Genomic DNA, 18,704 nt, shown 5'->3' on the forward strand with positions numbered 1-18,704 from the left:
ATGTCTTCGATGGAGCACCGCACCCTGGGCAGGACCGGCCGCGAGGTCTCGGTCGTCGGACTCGGCACCTGGCAGCTCGGCGCCGACTGGGGCGACGTGACCGAGGCCGACGCGATGGCGGTCCTCGAGGCGTCCGCCGAGGCGGGCGTGACGTTCTACGACACCGCCGACGTCTACGGCGACGGCCGCAGCGAGCAGCTCGTGGGCCGCTTCGTCGCGACCCACCCCGACGCCGGATTCACCGTCGCCACGAAGATGGGCCGGCGGATGGACCAGGTGCGGTCCAACTACGTCGAGTCCCACTTCCGCGCCTGGCTGGACCGCTCGCGCGCCAACCTCGGCGTCGACACCATCGACCTCGTGCAGCTGCACTGCCCGCCGAGTGAGGTCATCGACGACGACGCGACGTACGACGTGCTCGACACGCTCGTCGACGAGGGCGTCATCGCCTCCTACGGCGTCAGCGTCGAGACCTGCGCCCAGGCGCTCAGCGCGATCGCCCGCCCCAACGTCGCCAGCATCCAGATCATCCTCAACGCCTTCCGGATGAAGCCGCTCGACGAGGTCCTACCCGCCGCCGAGGCCGCCGGCGTCGGGATCATCGCCCGGGTGCCGCTGGCCTCGGGCCTGCTGTCGGGCAAGTACGACCTCGACACGACCTTCGCCGCGGACGACCACCGCACCTACAACCGCGACGGCAGTGCCTTCGACGTCGGTGAGACCTTCTCCGGCGTCGACTACGCCACGGGTGTCGAGGCGGCGCGGGAGTTCTCGTCGCTGGTGTCGCAGGCGGGGCTCTCCGACGTCACGCCGGCGCAGGCCGCCATCGCGTGGATCTGGCAGCAGCCCGGTGTGTCCACGGTGATCCCGGGGGCGCGCAACGTCTCCCAGGCCTCCGCCAACGCGGCCGCCGGGTCCGTCGGCGACCTGCCGGCGTCGTTCCTCGAGGGTGTGGCCGGGCTCTACGACCGGTTGATCCGGGAGCAGGTGCACGGGCGCTGGTGAGCGGGCGACCCATGAACCTCCACCGCCTGGTCGTCGCCGCCGAGCGTGCGTGGGACGGCGCACGCGGCCGGGAGCCCAAGACTCCGGAGAACTTCAGGATCGAGTGCTACATCGGCCACGGCGGGCCGGCCGGCACGATCGTGCGCGGACGGGTGCTCGACAACCCGTCGGAGAAGGAGGTCGAGGAGGGCGAGGACGTCGCCGCGGCCGTGCGGCGTACGGTCGGGAACTTCCTCACCAACGAGCTTCCCGGGGTGCCGCTGCGGGTCACCGTGGGCGGGACGAGCCGCGAGACCGTCACCGACGGCGAGGGCTACTTCCTCCTCCGCCTCCCCACGAAGCCCGAGTCGCTCGAGAGCCCGTGGACCGAGGGAGTCGTCGAGCTCAGCGGCGACTACCGCGGGGTGACGCACCCGCAGACGGCGCAGATCGAGGTGCGCGTCCCGGACGCGAACGCGCAGTTCGGGATCGTCTCGGACGTCGACGACACGATCCTGATGACCGGCGTGCAGCGCGTGCGGCAGATGGTCGTCCAGACCTTCACCGGGTCCTCGCTCACCCGGACGGCGTTCCCCGGCGTGGTCGAGCTCTACCGCGACCTCGCGGCCGGCGTGAACCCGGTCTTCTACGTGTCCTCCAGTCCGTGGAACCTGCACTCCTTCCTGCTCGGCTTCCTGCGCCACCGCGACTTCCCGGTCGGACCGGTGCTGCTGCGCGACCTGCTCGGCACCCGCGCCGGGCGGGAGCAGAAGCACCAGCGCATCCGCGAGGTGCTCGACCTCCACCCGGACCTGCGGTTCGTGCTGCTCGGCGACTCCGGTGAGAAGGATCCCGAGATCTACGCCGACATCGTGCGCGAGTACCCCGACCGGATCATCGCGGTCTACATCCGCGAGGTGCGGCTCGACCCGGGCGACGGTCGCGTGGAGAAGGTGTCCGGTGCCTGGGCCTCCGACGTGCCGTTCGTGCTGGCCGCCGACTCCGACGCCATGCGTCGGCACGCCGCGGGCCTCGGCCTGCTCTGACGGGAAGGGGAGGAATCGTGAAGCGCACCTCGTCCCGGACTGCGGGCCCGGCCGCGACCAGCGGACCGGCGTACGTCGTCGACGACCAGACCGCCATCACGGTGGTCGACGGCAACGTCGAGGTCGTGTCAGCGGGTCACTGGAAGCAGCTGAAGTAGAGCTCGACCCCGTCGTCGATCGCCTGCGCCATCGACTCGGCCTGGTCGTCGGTCAACCGCGAGGTGCCGGTGTGGTCGACGAGGAACGCCTGTCGGTGGGGCGTGCGCCAGAGATGTCGTCCCGGTCCGACGACCCGGGTGGTGAGGCCGCCGTGGGTCTTGGCGCGGTGGTGGCGCCGGCGCAGGGGACCGGAGTTGTGCGGGCCGGTCTGCCCGGGCGGCCCGGTGTCGTCGTAGGGGACGGCGTGGTCGAAGTCGACGCCGTCGCGGGTGGCGCTGCGCGGGGTCCAGGGGAAGCAGTCGCCGCCGGTCTGCACCCAGACGTGGTCCTTGACCGTGTCGGGGTGCTCGTAGGCGTCGACGCGACGGCGGCGCGCGAGGTCGAGGACGGGGGTGACGGTGACGTCCGCGTGGCCGAGGACCTCGCGGAGCTGGCGTACGTCGATGGGGCCGACGCCCTCGATGCGGGCGACGCCGACGCCGGTCCGGAGTGCCTCGTCGGTCACGTGCACGAACAGCCGGCCGCGGTTGCGCAGCTGCGCGAGGCGTCGCGCCGGCATCGTCGTGATCCGGGCGACGGTCTCGGCGAGGTCGTCCGACCCCCAGGCCGGGATCTCGCCGGTCGTGGTGTCGGTGTGCTCGAGCAGCAGCTTGAGCAGGTCGAGCGGGCGGGCGAGCCAGCCCATCGCGATCGAGCGGAGCTCGTCGTGGCTGTGGTCGTGGCCCATCGTCGCGGACAGGATCTCGGCGACGCGCTCCACCATGGCGTCGATCCACGCACCGTCACCGGCGCCCACTCGGGCGATGACGTGACGGTAGCCGAACTCGTCGGCCCTCGAGAGCGAGACATGGCGACGGTGGCGCTCGCGCTCGCGCTCGGCGCGGTGGGTCTCGGGGTCGGCTTCGATGACCTTCGCCCGCGCGAGCTCCAGGACGGTGGACGGCGCGTGCCCGGCGATGGCCCTGGCGACCGCGCGGTCGACGGTGGGGACCTGGTCGTCGAGCAGGGCGCGTGAAAGCACGGCGACCTTCCGAGCCACCCACGGCTCGCACCCGCCCGTCTCGACCACCTCCCACGTCCGAGGCAGGCGGTGGACGAGGTCGAGGCCGTCGGCGATCAACGCCCGCGTGGTGGCGGGATGCGTCTCGCGGGCCATGGCCAGCTCGGGGATCGCGTGCTCGCGGACCTCCGGCGTGCCGTCGCCGCCAGGGGAGACCATCGGGTCGCGGTCGTCGCGCGGGTGGCCCTGGATCGTCGCCCACCGGATCGCGAGCCGCAGCTCCTCCACCTCGGCCAGGCGGCGCGCCCGCAGTCCGTCGGTGGCCAGCACCAGCACCTGGGCCGCCGATGCGGCATCGGTCACCCCGGGGGGCTCAGGTGCCGGGCGGAGGAGGGTCATGCCTCAGTCTATCGAACATGCGTTCGATTCGCAAGGTCAGTTGCCGCGGCACGCCTGACCGGGGGACGGCACGAGGCCCTTCAGGCCGGCCCGCACGAAGATGCCGTAGCTCTGCACCCCGTGGTAGCGGTCGACGCCGCCCGGGCTCTGGTTGCCGCGCACGGCCAGGGCGTCGTCGTTGAACTGCGGCGGGTTGCCCTCGATGCTGTCATCGGTGTCCAGTCCGGAGTAGACACACTCCGACGAGGCGTTGCCGGGCGCCGGGATCGGGTCGCCGTTGCCGTTCACCTCGCCCGCGTTCGCGGCTCCGGCCCCCGCCAGGGCCAGCCCTGCCGTGAGGGCGCACACGCTCATCGCTCGCTTCATCCCTTGCTCCTCCCATGGTCGTCAGGCCGGACGACCTGGCCCGCCCAGATCTACTCCGTCGTCGACCGACGGGCATCGCCGAAACTGAGGAACTCGACGGTGTTCGTGCCGCGCACGGCACGCCGAGCCTGGCGTGGGCCCGCTCGAGCGCGAGGATGTGCCCGTGACCCACGACCGCGTGTTCGGCCAGCTCCCCGACGGGCGTGACGTGCGCCTGCTGACCATCGGCTCCGCGCCGGGGCCGGAGGTGGAGGTGCTGGCTCTCGGGGCGACCGTCCACCGGCTCCACGTCACCGGGGGGGACGGCGTACGCCGCAACGTGGTCCTCGGCCACCCCGACGTCGAGGAGCGGCTCGCGAGCGGCGACTACGTCGGCGGTACCGTCGGGCGCTACGCCAACCGCATCGCCGCCGGCCGTTTCCCGCTCGCCGGCTGCGAGGTCGAGGTCGGCACCCACGACCGCGGCCACAGCCTGCACGGCGGCCCCGACGGCTTCGACGCGCGCCTCTGGGACGTCGTCCACCACACCGACGACTCCGTGACCATGACGCTGACCAGTCCGGACGGCGACCAGGGCTTCCCGGGCACGGTGGACGTCACGGTGCGCTACTCCGTCGCCGCCCACACCGTCCGGGTCGAGATGGGCGCGACCACCGACGCCACCACGGTCGTCAACCTGACGAACCACGCCTACTTCAACCTCGACGGCGAGGGTGCCGGGACGATCGACGGGCACGAGCTGCTCGTCGACGCCGACGACTACACCCCGGTCGACGCCACCGGCATCCCGCTGGGCGCGCACCAGGCCGTCGCCGGGACACCGTTCGACCTGCGCGAGCAGCGCGCGCTCGGACCGGCGATCCGCGCCGAGCACCCGCAGGTGGTCGACGCGCACGGCATCGACCACAACTACGTCCTGCGCGGCAGCGGGCTGCGACGCGCCGCCCGGCTGGTCTCGCCGCGCACCGCCACGGCCGCCGAGGTGTGGACCGACCAGCCCGGCCTGCAGGTCTACACCGGCAACTTCCTCGACGGCACGCGACGCGGCACCGGCGGTGGTCGCTACCGCCAGGGCGACGGCATCGCGCTCGAGCCACAGCTCTTCCCTGACTCCCCGCACCACGCGGAGTGGCCGTCGGCGACGCTCGAACCTGGTGAGACGTACGCCGCCGTGCTCGAGTGGCGCTTCGCCCCCGTGGGGGTGGCTCCCCAGTGACGATCTTGTGATCTGCGGTCACAATGTGCGCGGGAGAGCGCGACCGACGCCCGGTCGCCGAGCGGAGGAGCAGGGGTGTCCGGGGAGAAGACCAGCGCGACCGAGTTCGCCGACCTGGCGCAGGCCATGGGTGCCGCAGACGCCGACCACGACCGGTTGACGATCGCGGTAGAAGCGGCCGTGGAGCTGGTCGGGCCGTGCGCCCACGCCGGGGTGACGTTCAACAGGCGCGGCGAGTGCCTCACCCTCGCCGGGTCCAGCGAGGTCCCCGAGCTGGTCAACAAGCTGCAGAACGAGTCGGGCGAGGGCCCGTGCCACGTCCTCGACCGCGACGAGGAGACGATCATCAGCACCGATCTCCCTCGAGACCAGCGGTGGCCCACGTGGGGAGCGCGGGTGCACGAGGAGCTCGGGCTCAGGTCGTCGATGTCGCTGCTGATCTTCACCGCGCGTGGCTCCTACGGCACGCTCAGCCTGTATGCCGAGCGCGCGCGTGCCTTCCAGGCCGACGACCTCGCCACCGCGCAGGCGCTGGCCGGTCACCTCGCGGTGTCGATGGCCGCGAGCCGCGAGATCATGGGCCTCGGCGTGGCGCTCGCCAGCCGGACGGTGATCGGGCAGGCCGAGGGCATCGTGATGGAGCGGCTCGGCGTCGACGCCGACCAGGCCCTGTCCTACCTCAAGCGGGTCTCGTCGCACACCAACACCAAGCTGGTCGACGTCGCACTCGGGCTGGTGCGCACCCGCCGGCTGCCCGACGCCCAGTCCTGAGGACGGGCAGCAGGACGTCAGGCCAGGCGGTTCAGCACCGTGGTCATGTCGTCCTCGGTGTCGCTGCCGATCTTCTCGAAGACGACCTTCATGATCGGGTCGGCCAGCTTGGCCGCGCCCTGCATCTCGATGTTCGCCTCGTAGGTGACCCGGCTGCCGACGCCGTCGGGGTTCGGCACCACGGTGATCGTGTCGGTGGAGACGGCGCTGTCGTTGCGCCCGACGAGCACGATCGTGTCGGCGGTCAGCTTCTCGAGGGTGTAGTCGAGCTCGGTGCTCACGCCGGCGATCTTCGACGTGTTGTGCCACGTCGAACCGACCGCGACGGGTCCGGTGTCGGTGCGGGTGCAGCTCTCGGTGCCGGGGTCCCACTCCTCGGCGTTGCTGAAGTCCTTCAGGTAGTCCACCACCACGGCGGGCTCGGGGCGGACGTCGAACGTACGGCTCACAGTGGTCATGTCCTCGACGGTAGTCACGCGGCCGCGCGCGACGAACCGCCCGAAGGGGTGCCGGGCTAGCCTCGGGGACATGGCACCCACCATCGCGACCAACACCGACGTCGGGCTCGAGGAGCTGCTGGACTTCGGGTCCCCGCAGGCCTCGCCGGTCGCCGGCGGCTTCGCGCCCGAGGTCGCCGGGTGACAGGGATGCCGACCACCGCACGAGAGCCCGCCTGGAAGGCCGCTGCCCTGCTCACCGCCGGCTTCGTGGCGGTCCTGTGGGTGCTCGAGATCTTCGACGCGGCGACCGGCAACCCGCTCGACTCCTTCGGCGTACGCCCCCGCGACGAGGACGGGCTCGTCGGCGTCGCGGTCGCCCCGATGCTGCACTTCGGCTTCGACCACCTGGTCAGCAACACCGTCCCCGTGCTGGTGCTCGGCTTCCTCACGCTGGCCACCGGGATCGGGCGCGGACTCCTCGCCACGGCCATCATCTGGGTCGTCGGCGGGCTCGGCGTCTGGGTCGTCGCCCAACCCGGCAGCATCCACGCCGGTGCATCGATCCTGATCTTCGGCTGGATCGTCTTCCTGGTCGTGCGCGGCCTGCTCGACCGCCGCCCCACCGAGATCCTCATCGGCGTCGCGGTGTTCCTCCTCTACAGCAGCGCGCTGCTCGGCGTGCTGCCCGGGCAGCCGGGCGTCTCGTGGCAGGGGCACCTGTTCGGCGCGGTCGGCGGCTTCGTCGCCGCGCGGCTCCTCACCACCCGCACCCGCGGTGAGTCGAGCGCCACGTACTGATCGGTGACCTCAAGGCCGATCTGGTCTGCGGCGCCTGAGCGGCTCGGTCGCCGGACCCTCCAGCACGTCGCCGTCGCGCGTGAAGCGCGAGCCGTGCAACGGGCAGTCCCAGGACTCCTCCGCGTCGTTCCACCGCAGCAGCCCGCCGAGGTGGGTGCACACGCCGACGACCCCGCACTCCCGGGCGCTCGCCGCGGCACCCGCTCCGGGCAGCCGCTCACGGGCGACCCGTGCGGCACCTGCGGCGACGGCGCCGGCCACCCCGAGGTTGATCCGCGCGACCTCGCCGAGGCCCGCCACGCTGGGTCGGCGGCCGTGGAGGGTCCGGGCCCACGGTGGCACGCTGCCGAGGATCTCGCCGGAGATCGTGCGGGCCGCGGCGACCGCGTTGGTCATGCCCCACTTCTCGTAGCCGGTGGCGACGTGGATACGCCCCTGCGAGCCCGGGAGCCGGTCGACGATCGGCACGCCGTCGGGGGCGCTGTAGTCCTGCGCGGACCAGTGGTGGGTCTCGACGGCGTCCGGGAACCAGGTCGCGCTCCACGTCCGCAGGGCGTCGAGGTGCTCGAGCTCGGAGGTGGTGCGCCCCACGACGTGGCCGCTGCCGCCGACGACGAGCATGTCGCCCGGCGCGTCCCGCAGCGAGCGCGAGTCCGAACCGCCCGAGAGGTACATCCCGTCCAGGGGACCACCGCCCGAGAGGGCGAGGGCGTAGGAGCGTTGGGGCTCCAGTCGCGCGAAGTGGAGTCCGCGGTCGAGCACCGGCGTCCCCGTCGCCAGGACGACCTGTGCGGCACGCAGGACCTCACCGCCCTCGAGGTGGACAGCGGGCTCGCCGGTCAAGGAGACCGAGGTGACGCGATGGTGCTGGTGCAGGGTGCCGCCGTGCAGCTGCAGCTGCAGCGCGAGGGCGTGCAGCACCTCCATGGCATCGAGCTGGGCCTGGTCGTGCAGCACCGTGGCCCCGACGTGCGGGAAGGGCACGTCGAGCCGGTCGTGCCACGACACGGGCAGGTCCGTGGAGACGGCTGCCCGGTGCTCGGCGCGCACGGAGTCGAGCTCGGTCGGCGTGGCGGCGTACGTCACCGCCGTGCGGCGCTGCACGGCGACGCCGTGGTCGTCGCAGAAGCGCAGCAGCCACTCCATGCCCTCGCGGTTGGCCTCGACGTAGGCCGCGGTCACCGCCTGGGGGCGGTGGCGCCTGATGCGGGAGAGGTGGGTGCCCTGGAGGAGCGACACCTTGCCCGTGGTGCGCCCGGTGGTGACGGCACCGACCTCGCGGGCCTCCACGCACGCCACGCGCAGACCTGCGCGGGCGAGCAGCAGCGCCGTCGTCAGCCCGGTCAGCCCGGCGCCGACGACGACCGTGTGGAGCGTCTCGTCCGGCCCCGGCAGCGCGTCGTCCGCGACCGCCGTGGCGCGGTCCAGCCAGAGCGAGGTCACGTGTCGGTGGCGGGTCCCGACGGCGTCGCGCCGCCCTCGGAGCCCCATCCCTCGTCCTCGTCGGCGTCGTGCGCCGGGTCGTCCACGGCGTCCGGCACGTTCGCCGGGTCGGTGTCGAGGTGCGTCTGCGGGTCGGCCTGGGTCTCGGGCTCGGAGCCGGAGTCGGCGGACTGCGTCATGAGGGGTCCTTCCGTCGGGGACATGACGAGCCTCCGTACCCCCGGCGCCGCGACTTCATGAGCCGGCGCATGGACCCGGGCTGCCGGGGTACAGGGCCAGCACGCCGGGACGCCCCGCCGCGTCCCGGCGGCCAGAGCCACCAGGCCCGTCGCGGGCCACCTCCCGTACGCCGTGCGAGGAGCCCGCGACGGGTCTCGTGCATGTGGGGTGGACGGGCGGGTACGGGCCCTCGCATGAGCGAATCCACCGAGAACCTGTCCTGCTTCGTCCTCAACTGCACCCTCAAGGCGTCGCCGGCCGAGTCGAGCTCCGAGCTCCTCGGCTCGCAGGTCCTCTCGGCGTTCGCCGACCTCGGGGTCCGTGGAGCTGCGGCGCGGGTCGTCGACCACGACGTCCGGTTCGGGGTGAGCACGGACGAGGGGGACGGCGACGCCTGGCCTGCGTTGCGGCGGCAGGTGCTGGACGCCGACATCCTCGTCCTGGTGACGCCGATCTGGATGGGCCAGCCCTCCTCCGTGGCGAAGATGGTGCTCGAGCGTCTCGACGCCGAGCTGTCCGAGACCGACGACGAGGGCAGGCTCCTGACCTTCGGCAAGGTGGCGGGCGTGGGCGTGGTGGGCAACGAGGACGGCGCTCACCACGTGAGCGCCGAGCTGTTCCAGGCGCTGTCCGACGTCGGCTTCACCGTCCCGGCGCAGGGCGTGACCTACTGGGTGGGGGAGGCCATGCAGGCGGTGGACTACAAGGACGTCTCGCCCACCCCCGACGCCACCGCAGGCACCACGCAGGTGCTGGCGCGCCACGCCGTCCATCTCGCACGGCTGCTGACGCAGGCGCCCTACCCGGCCGGGGACTGAGGACGGACCGTGCTCAGTGCGAGCGGAGCGGGCCCTCGCCGAGGTGCTCGAGCAGGTCGCGCGGGCCGTCGTGCACCCAGGACGCACCGGCCGAGAGCAGCCGCTCGGCGCTGACGCCTCCGCTGCGCAGCCCGATGCAGCGTGCGCCCGCTGCCTCGCCCGACAGCGCGTCCCACACCGTGTCGCCCACGACGACGGCAGGCCCTCCGCCGACGCGCGCGACGGCCAGCTCGACCAGGTCGGGGGCGGGCTTGCTGGCGGCGCCGTCGGAGGCCGTCACGACCGCGGACAGGTGACGGCGTGCGTCGAGCAGGTCGAGGAGGTCGTCGACGAGGTCCGCCGGGGACGACGACGCCACGGCGACGGGATGTCCGTGCCCCACGAGGGCCTCCACCAGGTCCGAGGCGCCGTCGAGCGGTGGGACCGAGCGCAGCACGGACCGGAAGTGCTGGTCGTGCAGGGCCCGCACGTCGTCGCCGACCGCAGCCTCGGCCGCGTCGCCCGCCACGTGGGCGACCAGACGGTCGCCGCCCATGCCGATGGACTCGTGCACCCGCATCGCGCTGACGTGCCGGCCGACGTCCTGGAAGGCGGCCTGCCAGGCCACGACGTGCTGGTAGACCGAGTCGACGAGGGTGCCGTCGAGGTCGAGCACGACGACGGGCGGGGACGGGTGCTGGGCGATCACGAGCACGCCCGTACCCCGCCCCGCGGACCCTCATGCGCCACGCGGGCGCACGCCCGGGCGGGTGTGGTGTGCCCGCACCGGGCGGAGGACCATCTGCAGCAGGAGATCATCCGATGTCGAGGGGGGCGAGGAGGATGGCCATGGAGTTGCTGCCCGAGAGCCGCGAAGCCCTGGACGAGTACGTCGCGCCGTCGCTCGACGACGTCGAGGCGCTGCTGCGGGTCATCGAGGGCTGGGCCGTGCGCGCGGTGCCCGAGTGTGTGGCCCTCAGTGTCACGCTGCTCGAGGAGGACCTGACCTTCACGTTGGTCGACGACGCGACCGCCAGCGGCGCGCGGCGGGACACCGAGGCTGCCTCGACGCCCGCCGGCACGGCGGAGCCCGCGGAGGACGCGCACGCCCTCGACGAGCGTGGCTGGGCCGAGATGGCCCGCGAGCGCGCCTTCAGCGGCATCGAGAGCACCGTCTGCCTGCCCGTGGTCGAGCACGGGCGCGCGGTGCTCAACATCGACCTCTACGCCTCCACGGCCCACGCCTTCCGCGACCGCATCGACGGCCTCGTCGAGGCGCTCGGCGCATGGCAGGCGGGCGCGGTGACCAACGCCGACCTCGGCTTCGACACGCTGCGACGCGCCGAGGCGGCGCCCGAGCGGTTGCGTGAGCAGCGGCTCGTCGACGTCGCCGTCGGACTGGTCGCCGCACGCGCGGGCCTCACCACCGATGACGCGCTCTCTCTCCTGCGCCAGGGCGCGAGTGCCGCCGGCGTCTCCGAGAGCCAGGCCGCGGCCGTGGCCAGGACGCTGATGTCGTGACCCGGTCGGCCTGAGAAGTCGCTGAGAGTGAGGTCACCCGGTGCATGCGCCCCGCCCATCGGGGTACCGGGGGGCCATGGAACGACACCCTGCACCCGCCGCCCGACACATCAAGGTGGCGATCCTGGACGAGAGCGAGCTCGTCGTCCACGGACTCCGCACCATGCTCGACCCCCACGCCGCCATCGTCTCCGTGGTGCCCCACCGCGCCGGTGAGCCCGCCCCGCTGTGCGACCTGACCCTCTACGAACCCTCCCGCCGCTCGGCCGGAGCCCGCTCGGCGCCCAAGCGCTTCCCCACCCGCATGGTGGCCTACGGCTGGGACTGCAGCCCCGAGGTCGTCTCGACCGAGATGTCGCGCGGGGCCGCCGGCTTCGTCAGCAAGTGGCTGCCGGCCCGCCGCCTGGTGTGGAACCTCCTGCAGATCGCCGACGGACGCACCGTCGTCGACGCCTGGTCCGGCCAGCCCGAGGCGACGCGTCCGGGCACCGAGAAGTGGCCGCTCACCCAGCGCGAGACCGAGGTGCTGTCGATGATCGCCTCCGGCAAGGCCAACCGCGACATCGCCGAGGAGACCAACCTGAGCATCAACTCGGTGAAGTCCTACATCCGCGGCGCCTACTCCAAGATCGAGGTCACCTCGCGCTCGCAGGCGGTCCTCTGGGCCATCCAGCACGGCCTGCTCGTCCCCGGCGAGTCGGCGACCGACAACCTGCGCGTCTCCCACCCCGCCCGGGTCTGAGGGCGGGTCAGCCCTCCCGGCCGCTCGGCGTGCCGGGAGTGGCTTCGTGGCCCGTACGCCCGTGGGTGCGTCGCAGCTCCTTCATCTCCGCCTCGAAGATGTGGCGGCGCCCCTCGACCAGCTCGTCCAGTGCACGCTGGTGCAGGCCCTTGGCCCGCGCGTAGAAGCCGTCGTCGAACGCCTCGACCATCTGGAACGACCACATCCCCGGAAGCGGGTTCGCCCCGAGGGCATCGCGGTCCAGGGCGTCGGCGAGGTCGTCGTGCCCGGCGGCACGGACCAGCTCGGTCGCCTCCTCCAGCGTGCTCTCGGCGCTGCCCATGAGCCGGTGGAAGGCGTAGAGGTGGCCGCGGGCGTCCTCGACGTGGTCGAGCGCGGCGGACAGCTTGCCCAGCGCCTCGACGGTCTCGTCGCTGACGCCCGCGGGGCGGCGGTGCTCGGGATCGCGCTCGTCGGTCATCCCCGGAGCCTCACACCCGCGCCACGTCCTCGCCACCCTCCAACGGATGGTCGCGCAGCGTGACGTCCGGCCCGGCCGGAGCGTGGCGACGCATGGGACCGGACCGGTGTGGGCACTGGGCGAGCATGAAGGCAGTCACGTGGCAGGGCAGGCAGGACATGCAGGTCATCGACGTCCCGGACGCGACGGTCGAGGATCCGACCGACGTGGTCGTGGAGGTCACCTCGACCGGGTTGTGCGGGTCCGACCTGCACCTCTACGACCCGCTCACGCCGTTCATGACCGAGGGCGACGTCGTCGGCCACGAGCCGATGGGCATCGTGCGCGAGGTCGGCCCGGCGGTCGAGACGCTCCAGGTCGGCGACCGCGTCGTCGTGCCGTTCAACATCAGCTGCGGCTCGTGCTGGATGTGCGACCGCGGCCTCTTCAGCCAGTGCGAGACGACGCAGAACCGCGACACCGGCACCGGCGCGAGCCTCTTCGGCTACAGCAAGCTGTACGGCCAGGTCCCCGGCGGCCAGGCCGAGCTGCTGCGCGTCCCGTTCGGCGACGCGCTGCCGATCAAGGTCCCGCACGGCCCGACGGACGACCGGTTCCTCTTCCTCTCCGACGTCCTGCCCACCGCCTGGCAGGCCGTGGAGTACGCCGATGTGGAGGACGGTGGCACCCTCCTGGTGGTCGGCGCCGGCCCGATCGGTGACATGGCCGCGCGCATCGCGATGCACCGCGGCCTGCGCGTCATCGCCGTGGACTCGGTCCGCGAGCGCCTCGCCCGCCTGCACGGCCGCGGCGCGGAGACGATCGACCACACCGAGGTCGACGGCATCGGCGACCGGGTGCGCGAGCTGACCGACGGTCGTGGCGCGGACGCCGTGATCGACGCGGTCGGCATGGAGGCCCACGGGTCACCCGTCGCCGAGACCGCGCAGAAGGCGCTCGCCTTCCTGCCCAGGAAGGTGCAGGAGAAGCTCATGCTCAACGTGGGCTCGGACCGGCTCGCCGCCCTGATGAGCGCCATCGACGCGGTGCGTCGCGGCGGCACCATCAGCATCTCCGGCGTCTACGGCGCCCCGACCGACCCGTTGCCGATGTTCCAGCTGTTCGACAAGCAGGTGCAGATCCGGATGGGCCAGGCCAACGTCCGCCGCTGGAGCGACGACATCCTCGCCCTCCTCGAGCAGGAGGACGACGTGCTCGGTGTCGAGTCCTTCGCGACGCACCACCTGCCTCTCGACGACGCCCCGGAGGCCTACCGGAAGTTCCGCGACAAGGAGGACGGCATGGTCAAGGTGGTGTTCACGCCATGAGGCTCCCCAAGCCTCGCGGGGTGCTGAGCGAGTGGCTCGTCGCCCGCCTCGCGGAGCCGGGCCTCACCAGCGTCGCTCCGGCGCCGGACTCCTGGGACGACGAGTCGATCGCGCTCTGGACGCTCCACGAGCTGTCCTTCCGCGGCTTCGAGGACGCCGACGACCGCGCGGAGTGGGACCCCGGTCTCCTCGCCGTGCGCCACGACCTCGAGGAGGCGCTCGAGGACCGCCTGCGCTCGCGGTGGTCCGAGGCCGGTGGCGGTGCCGCGCCCGGCGCGGCCGACGTACCCGGTGCCCTCGAGGCGCTCGTCGCCGAGGACGACGGTCCGTCGCTGGCCGACCACGTGCGCCGCCACGCCGACCGCGACCAGGTGCTCGAGCTGCTGCGCCAGCGCTCGGTCTACCACCTCAAGGAGTCCGACCCGTCGGCCTTCGTGGTCCCGCGGTTGCCGGTGCGCGCCAAGGCGGCGCTGATGGCGCTCCAGTTCGACGAGTACGGCGACGGCGACCCCAACCGGCTCCACTCGCACCTCTTCGCTCGCGGGCTCGAGGCCGTCGGCCTGAGGGCCGAGTACGGCGCCTACGTCGACGACGCCGTCACCGAGAACCTGGAGATGAACAACGCCGGGTCCCTCCTCGGCCTGCACCGCCGCCTGCGCGGCGCGGCCATGGGTCACCTGGCCGCGTTCGAGATGACGAGCTCGCTGCCGTCGCGCAAGATGGTGCAGGGGCTCGACCGTCTCGGCCTCACCGGCCCGATGTCGCACTACTACGACGAGCACGTCGAGGCCGATGCCGTCCACGAGCACCTCGCGGCCCGCGACATCTGCGGAACCCTCGCCGAGGACGAGCCCGACCAGGCCGCGGACCTCCTCTTCGGCGCCTTCACGTGCCTCGACGCCGAGGCACGCTTCGCCACCGCCATGCTGGGCGCGTGGGGGGTGGGGGGATGAGCGCGGGCGACTTCGACCATCCCGACGTCGTGCTGGTGCCGCACGGCCCGATGCTGCTGCGAGGCGCGGAGTCGGTCCAGGACACGGACGGGACCGTGCACCGCGTCGAGCGCCCGGTCGTGGCGCTGTGCCGGTGCGAGAAGTCGAGCCGGATGCCGTGGTGCGACGGCACGCACAAGGTCATCCCGCGGGGAGCTCCACGGACCTAGGCGGGCCGGTCGATGCGGACGAGCACGCCGCGATCGTGCTGGCGCAGCTCGGGCATCGTGAGTGTCCCGTCGCTGAAGCAGTCCTCGTGCGCCAGGGCCGTGGCCTGCGCGGCGGTGCCGAGCTGGAGGACGGCCGAGCCCCCGGGCGCCAGGTGGTCGGCGACCACGCGCAGGCACGCGCGTGCCACGTCGAGGCCGTCGTCGCCGCCGTCGATGGCGCTCAACGGGTCCTCGGGGAAGCGACCGGTCTCGCTGCGGGGGACCCACGGGGGATCGGCGATGACGACGGGGAAGACGTCGTCGTCGGCGAGCGCGGTCTCCAGACGGGCCTCGCGCACCTCCACCCGGTCGGACATGCCGGCGGCGCGGGCGTTGTCGCGCGCGAAGTCGCAGGCCACCGCGTTGGCGTCCACGCACACCAGGCGCCGCTCGCTCTCCGCCACGGCAAGCAGCCCGATGTGCCCGGCGCCCGCGCACAGCTCCAGCACGGGACCGTCGGGAGCGGTGCGCATCAGCTCCGCGGCCCACTCGGACTGGGCTGCGGTCCACTCGCGCGGTCGCAGGACCCGGTCGTCGAAGGTGATGGTGAGCGGGCCGAAGGCCAGCGTGTCGGTCATGGGGCCACCTGTCTCGTATGTCGTCGGGGCAGTGAGCGGGTGCGCTGGTGCCAGATCGCCGCGCGAGCGGCGTTGGCACCGGCCGCTCCGTGCACGCCACCACCGGGATGGGCGGAGGCGGAGGCGAGGTAGAGCCCGGGCAGGCCCGTGGCGGCGCGGCCGCGCATCGCGGGCACGGGTCTGAAGACCAGCTCCTGGTGCAGCTGCGAGGTGCCGCCGTTGACCGCGCCGCCGATGAGGTTGGCGTTGCGCGCCTCGAGCTCGTGGGGTCCCAGCACGCGGCGGGCGGCGACCAGGTCGCCGAAGCCCGGCGCGCGCTCCTCGATGCGCGCCTGCATGCGGTCGGCGAAGCGCTCGAGGTCGTCGAGGTCCCACCGCCCGCTGATCTCGCCTCCGGCGTCGGACCGGGTCGCGTCGGGCTGCGGGACGTGGGTGTAGGCCCACATCGACTCCGTGCCGGCCGGCGAGCGGGTGGGGTCGCTGGTGGTCATCTGGCCGGTGAGCAGGAACGGCCGGTCCGGCACGACCCCGGAGCCCACCTGCGCGAGCGTCCGGGTCATCTCCTCCACGGAGTCGGCGACGTGCACCGTGCCCGGCACGTCGGCAGGTCGTGCGGTCCACGGCACCGGTCCCGACAGCGCCCAGTCCACCTTCACGGTGCCCGGGTCGAGCTCGAAGTGGCGCATCCCGCGCACCACGCGGGCCGGCAGGTCCTCTGCGCGCACCAGGTCACCGAACAACCGCGGGGCGACCACGTCGGCGAGCACGGCCGGGGCGGCGTACCAGCCCCCGTCGGCCGTCACCACGCCGCTCACGCGCCCGCCACGCACGACGACGCGCGTGACGGGCGTGCCGGTCGTCAGGGTGCCGCCGCGACTGACCAGCCGCGCGACGAGGGCGTCGGTGAGCGACTGCGCGCCGCCGCGCGGCACGGGAAAACCGACCGTCTGGCCGAGCATCGTCATCAGCACCCCGAAGACGCCGGAGCCGGGGGACGCGAGCGGGAAGTCGGCGTGGCCGGCGTTGCCGGCGAGCAGCAACGGGGCCGCCGGCCCGGAGAACAGCTCGCGGCCCAGGGACGCGACCGGTGTGGCCAGGCGGCGTACGACGTCGAGGCCGCCGGCACGCGCCAGGGCCGGCAGCAGCCGCGCGCCGGCGCGGACGGGCGGGAACGGCGAGGTGAGGCCGTCGACGAGGGACGGACCGATGCGGTCCCAGGTGGTGCACAGCTCGAGCCACGCCTCACCGTCGCCGGCACGCAGCTCGTCGAGGCCGGCGGCAGTGCGCTCGCGGTCACGGTGCAGCAGCGCCCACTGCGCGTCGCCGTAGGGATGCCCGAGCACGGCCGGGGCGTGGTCCCACACCAGTCCGTGATCCTCGAGCCGCAGCGAGGTCATCGCCCGGGAGGCGCGGGCGAGGGGGTAGAAGGCGCTGAAGGTGTCGTGGACGAAGTCCGGGTGCACCTCGCGGTCGCTGCGGACGGCCCCGCCCGGGGTGTCCTGGGCCTCGAGGACCAGCACGCGCCAGCCGGCGTCGGCGAGCATGTTGGCGGCGACCAGCCCGTTGGGACCGGCGCCGACGACGATCGCGTCGTGCGCGGCGGCCGCGGCCGTCCTCACCGGGCCCGGCCCTCCGCCACGAACGCGAGGCGGCGCAGGGTCTCGGTGTTGCGCAGGTGGAGCTGGACGTCCTGGACGGGCTTGGGCACGAGGGCGCCGGGGCCGGCGGTCGCGTTCTCCACGATCGTCACGACCGTGGAGTCGGCGGTGGGGCGCAGCAAGATCTCGACGCGTGCCTCTCCCGCGGGCCAGCCGCGCGCCCTGAGGACGATGCGCCGCTCCTCCTCGACCTCGAGGACCTCGGTCGTGTCGTCGATCAGCAGTGGCCACGTGCCGACGCTGTGGTGCAGGCGCGACCCGACCGCGGGCCACGTGTCGTCGACCTCGCGCATCCGTGACGCGCCCACGACGAACAAGGGGTAGAGCCAGCCGTCGGCGAGGACCGACCAGACCTGCTCGGGGGTCGCGGACATGGGGCGGCTCGTGGTGCTCATGCGAGGTTCTCCGGCATGTGGTCGACGTACCCCCACCTCCGCGGCTCCATGCGCGGTGCACCCATCCCCAGGGTGGGTGTCGCGCCGACGAGGGACGCGACCGTTCAGGCGGGCAGGGCCCCGTGCTCGAGGACGTGCTCGGCGACGACCCCGATCTTGGTGCGGCTGGTGCGGGCCGCGGTGCGCAGCGCGTTGAAGGCGGCGACCGGGTCGGTCGACTCCTTGGCCATGAGGAAGCCGACGGCCCGCTCGATGACGACGCGGTAGTCGAGGGCGTACTGGAGCTGTCGCGCGAGCTCGCCCGCGGTGTGCGCCTGCACAGCGGCCATGAGCGTGGTGGCGATGACCTCCGCGTAGCGCGCGAGCGCCGTCACCTCGCTCTCGTCCCACTCGTGGGCGTGCTCGCGGTAGACGTCGAGGGTTCCGACCGGCACGCCGCCGACACGCACCGGCGTGCCGAGCACGGCGCGCACGGGCTGCGCGGCCATGGCGCGGGCCAGGGCGGGCCAGCGCTCCGGCTCGGCAGTCACGTCGTGCGTGGTGACCACACGCGCCTCGACGAAGGCCTCCGTGCACGGGCCCTCACCCGCCGCGGCCTCGGTCGTCTCCAGGAGCCGACCCGGGCCCTCGGTGGACGCGACGTAGCGGAGCATGTCCTGCTCGTCGGCGACCAGCAGGCCCGCGCCCCGGACGTCGAAGAGGTCGACGCAGGCGTCGAGCACGGCCTCCAGGGCGGAGACGACGCTGCCGTTGTCCTCGCGCGACAGGGTCAGCCGGCGCAGGCTCTCGGCCAGCGCCGCTGCATCGATGCTCATGGAGCGAGATCTTCCCCCGTCCACGGACCCGTTGGCCAGCCGGAGGCGGGCAGATGGTCCACGAAGGTCTCGAGCACTGCGGCGTCGTCGGCGCCCGCGGTGCCGTCGTGGGTGGCCACGAGCACGCGCGCGACGGTGCGGACCTTGGTGTTGCTGTCCTGCGAGACGCGCTGCATGGTGCGCCAGGCCTGCTCGGTGCTGCACCCGTACCGGGCCGAGACGAGACCGACGGCCATGCCGATGTCGCGCTGCGACCGCACCGCCTCGTGGAGCTGCGCGACCTCGTCACGCAGGGCGGCCACGGGCTCGGTGGAGCCGTCGGAGGGCAGGGATGTCCCAGACATGAGGTCACCTCTCAATGACGTCAGTCCGCGGACACAGGGCGGAGC

Annotated in this window: 24 protein-coding genes; 12 read left to right on the plus strand and 12 right to left on the minus strand. The window is 73.1% G+C overall.

Going from position 1 to position 18,704, the window contains the following annotated elements; translation table 11 throughout:
- Genes K4G59_RS01060 through K4G59_RS01070 form a run of 3 tightly spaced genes read left to right on the plus strand, consistent with a single transcriptional unit; the run spans position 1 to position 2,188 of the window.
- A complete protein-coding gene (locus tag K4G59_RS01060) occupies positions 1 to 1,005 on the plus strand; it encodes an aldo/keto reductase (protein ID WP_231248635.1) in 1,005 nt (334 codons plus the stop codon).
- A gap of 11 nt (positions 1,006 to 1,016) precedes the next feature.
- Complete coding sequence (locus K4G59_RS01065) at positions 1,017 to 2,030, plus strand: App1 family protein phosphatidate phosphatase (RefSeq protein WP_231248636.1); 1,014 nt, start codon at positions 1,017 to 1,019, stop codon at positions 2,028 to 2,030.
- Positions 2,031 to 2,047: 17 nt separating this feature from the next.
- Positions 2,048 to 2,188, plus strand: coding sequence for a hypothetical protein (locus tag K4G59_RS01070; protein ID WP_231248637.1), 141 nt, complete (start codon positions 2,048 to 2,050; stop codon positions 2,186 to 2,188).
- On the opposite strand, the gene K4G59_RS01075 is transcribed toward K4G59_RS01070, so the two are convergent.
- Together K4G59_RS01075 and K4G59_RS01080 are read right to left on the minus strand one after the other, a co-directional pair.
- Positions 2,167 to 3,588 (minus strand): hypothetical protein, encoded by a 1,422-nt coding sequence (locus K4G59_RS01075; protein WP_231248638.1) that lies wholly within the window; start codon positions 3,586 to 3,588, stop codon positions 2,167 to 2,169. The two genes, K4G59_RS01070 and K4G59_RS01075, sit on opposite strands and share 22 nt — an antisense overlap.
- 36 nt (positions 3,589 to 3,624) lie before the next feature.
- On the minus strand, positions 3,625 to 3,954 hold the full coding sequence (locus tag K4G59_RS01080; RefSeq protein WP_231248639.1) for a hypothetical protein: 330 nt from the start codon (positions 3,952 to 3,954) through the stop codon (positions 3,625 to 3,627).
- A 163-nt stretch (positions 3,955 to 4,117) separates the two neighbouring features.
- Here K4G59_RS01080 and K4G59_RS01085 point away from each other — a divergent pair, with 163 nt between their 5' ends.
- Positions 4,118 to 5,170 carry an aldose epimerase family protein gene (locus K4G59_RS01085; protein WP_231248640.1) on the plus strand — a complete coding sequence of 351 codons (1,053 nt, stop codon included), beginning with the start codon at positions 4,118 to 4,120 and terminating at the stop codon, positions 5,168 to 5,170.
- 75 nt (positions 5,171 to 5,245) lie between these two features.
- The gene (locus K4G59_RS01090) at positions 5,246 to 5,941 is read left to right on the plus strand and encodes a GAF and ANTAR domain-containing protein (protein WP_231248641.1); all 696 of its coding nucleotides are present in this window, start codon (positions 5,246 to 5,248) and stop codon (positions 5,939 to 5,941) included.
- A gap of 17 nt (positions 5,942 to 5,958) precedes the next feature.
- Here the strand turns inward: K4G59_RS01090 and K4G59_RS01095 are convergent, their stop codons facing one another.
- Positions 5,959 to 6,399, minus strand: coding sequence for an SRPBCC family protein (locus tag K4G59_RS01095; RefSeq protein WP_231248642.1), 441 nt, complete (start codon positions 6,397 to 6,399; stop codon positions 5,959 to 5,961).
- A gap of 189 nt (positions 6,400 to 6,588) precedes the next feature.
- Between K4G59_RS01095 and K4G59_RS01100 the strand changes: the two genes are divergently transcribed.
- Entirely contained in the window at positions 6,589 to 7,179 is a 591-nt protein-coding gene (locus tag K4G59_RS01100; protein WP_231248643.1) for a rhomboid family intramembrane serine protease, read from the plus strand.
- A gap of 9 nt (positions 7,180 to 7,188) precedes the next feature.
- On the opposite strand, the gene K4G59_RS01105 is transcribed toward K4G59_RS01100, so the two are convergent.
- On the minus strand, positions 7,189 to 8,622 hold the full coding sequence (locus K4G59_RS01105) for an FAD-dependent oxidoreductase (protein ID WP_231248644.1): 1,434 nt from the start codon (positions 8,620 to 8,622) through the stop codon (positions 7,189 to 7,191).
- The gene (locus K4G59_RS01110) at positions 8,619 to 8,801 is read right to left on the minus strand and encodes a hypothetical protein (RefSeq protein WP_231248645.1); all 183 of its coding nucleotides are present in this window, start codon (positions 8,799 to 8,801) and stop codon (positions 8,619 to 8,621) included. The genes K4G59_RS01105 and K4G59_RS01110 overlap by 4 nt, the downstream gene beginning before the upstream one ends.
- Before the next feature lie 234 nt (positions 8,802 to 9,035).
- Between K4G59_RS01110 and K4G59_RS01115 the strand changes: the two genes are divergently transcribed.
- The gene (locus tag K4G59_RS01115; RefSeq protein ID WP_231248646.1) at positions 9,036 to 9,659 is read left to right on the plus strand and encodes a flavodoxin family protein; all 624 of its coding nucleotides are present in this window, start codon (positions 9,036 to 9,038) and stop codon (positions 9,657 to 9,659) included.
- A 13-nt stretch (positions 9,660 to 9,672) separates the two neighbouring features.
- Here K4G59_RS01115 and K4G59_RS01120 read toward each other — a convergent pair whose 3' ends face one another.
- Positions 9,673 to 10,353, minus strand: coding sequence for an HAD family hydrolase (locus K4G59_RS01120; protein ID WP_231248647.1), 681 nt, complete (start codon positions 10,351 to 10,353; stop codon positions 9,673 to 9,675).
- Between the two features lie 134 nt (positions 10,354 to 10,487).
- Here K4G59_RS01120 and K4G59_RS01125 point away from each other — a divergent pair, with 134 nt between their 5' ends.
- A complete protein-coding gene (locus K4G59_RS01125) occupies positions 10,488 to 11,159 on the plus strand; it encodes an ANTAR domain-containing protein (protein ID WP_231248648.1) in 672 nt (223 codons plus the stop codon).
- Positions 11,160 to 11,235: 76 nt separating this feature from the next.
- Positions 11,236 to 11,901 carry a helix-turn-helix transcriptional regulator gene (locus tag K4G59_RS01130; protein ID WP_231248649.1) on the plus strand — a complete coding sequence of 222 codons (666 nt, stop codon included), beginning with the start codon at positions 11,236 to 11,238 and terminating at the stop codon, positions 11,899 to 11,901.
- A gap of 7 nt (positions 11,902 to 11,908) precedes the next feature.
- On the opposite strand, the gene K4G59_RS01135 is transcribed toward K4G59_RS01130, so the two are convergent.
- Positions 11,909 to 12,361 (minus strand): hypothetical protein, encoded by a 453-nt coding sequence (locus K4G59_RS01135; RefSeq protein ID WP_231248650.1) that lies wholly within the window; start codon positions 12,359 to 12,361, stop codon positions 11,909 to 11,911.
- 125 nt (positions 12,362 to 12,486) lie between these two features.
- On the opposite strand from K4G59_RS01135, the gene K4G59_RS01140 reads away from it, so the two are divergent.
- From K4G59_RS01140 to K4G59_RS01150, 3 genes are read left to right on the plus strand one after another with little or no spacing between them, the layout of a single operon-like run.
- The gene (locus K4G59_RS01140) at positions 12,487 to 13,668 is read left to right on the plus strand and encodes a zinc-dependent alcohol dehydrogenase (protein ID WP_231248651.1); all 1,182 of its coding nucleotides are present in this window, start codon (positions 12,487 to 12,489) and stop codon (positions 13,666 to 13,668) included.
- Positions 13,665 to 14,621 carry an iron-containing redox enzyme family protein gene (locus tag K4G59_RS01145; protein WP_231248652.1) on the plus strand — a complete coding sequence of 319 codons (957 nt, stop codon included), beginning with the start codon at positions 13,665 to 13,667 and terminating at the stop codon, positions 14,619 to 14,621. Before K4G59_RS01140 ends, K4G59_RS01145 begins: the two co-directional genes overlap by 4 nt.
- A complete protein-coding gene (locus K4G59_RS01150; protein WP_231248653.1) occupies positions 14,618 to 14,830 on the plus strand; it encodes a CDGSH iron-sulfur domain-containing protein in 213 nt (70 codons plus the stop codon). Before K4G59_RS01145 ends, K4G59_RS01150 begins: the two co-directional genes overlap by 4 nt.
- On the opposite strand, the gene K4G59_RS01155 is transcribed toward K4G59_RS01150, so the two are convergent.
- The 5 genes from K4G59_RS01155 to K4G59_RS01175 all read right to left on the minus strand — a co-directional run bounded on the left by K4G59_RS01155 (position 14,827) and on the right by K4G59_RS01175 (position 18,659).
- Entirely contained in the window at positions 14,827 to 15,447 is a 621-nt protein-coding gene (locus tag K4G59_RS01155) for a methyltransferase (RefSeq protein ID WP_231248654.1), read from the minus strand. The two genes, K4G59_RS01150 and K4G59_RS01155, sit on opposite strands and share 4 nt — an antisense overlap.
- The gene (locus K4G59_RS01160; protein WP_231248655.1) at positions 15,444 to 17,066 is read right to left on the minus strand and encodes a phytoene desaturase family protein; all 1,623 of its coding nucleotides are present in this window, start codon (positions 17,064 to 17,066) and stop codon (positions 15,444 to 15,446) included. The genes K4G59_RS01155 and K4G59_RS01160 overlap by 4 nt, the downstream gene beginning before the upstream one ends.
- Complete coding sequence (locus K4G59_RS01165) at positions 17,063 to 17,500, minus strand: SRPBCC family protein (RefSeq protein WP_231248656.1); 438 nt, start codon at positions 17,498 to 17,500, stop codon at positions 17,063 to 17,065. The genes K4G59_RS01160 and K4G59_RS01165 overlap by 4 nt, the downstream gene beginning before the upstream one ends.
- Positions 17,501 to 17,604: 104 nt before the next feature.
- Positions 17,605 to 18,315 carry a GAF and ANTAR domain-containing protein gene (locus K4G59_RS01170; protein WP_231248657.1) on the minus strand — a complete coding sequence of 237 codons (711 nt, stop codon included), beginning with the start codon at positions 18,313 to 18,315 and terminating at the stop codon, positions 17,605 to 17,607.
- On the minus strand, positions 18,312 to 18,659 hold the full coding sequence (locus tag K4G59_RS01175; protein ID WP_231248658.1) for an ANTAR domain-containing protein: 348 nt from the start codon (positions 18,657 to 18,659) through the stop codon (positions 18,312 to 18,314). The genes K4G59_RS01170 and K4G59_RS01175 overlap by 4 nt, the downstream gene beginning before the upstream one ends.
- Between the last annotated feature and the right edge of the window lie 45 nt (positions 18,660 to 18,704).

This window comes from Nocardioides furvisabuli (assembly GCF_021083185.1).
In the GTDB taxonomy this organism is placed as follows: Bacteria; Actinomycetota; Actinomycetes; order Propionibacteriales; family Nocardioidaceae; genus Nocardioides; species Nocardioides furvisabuli.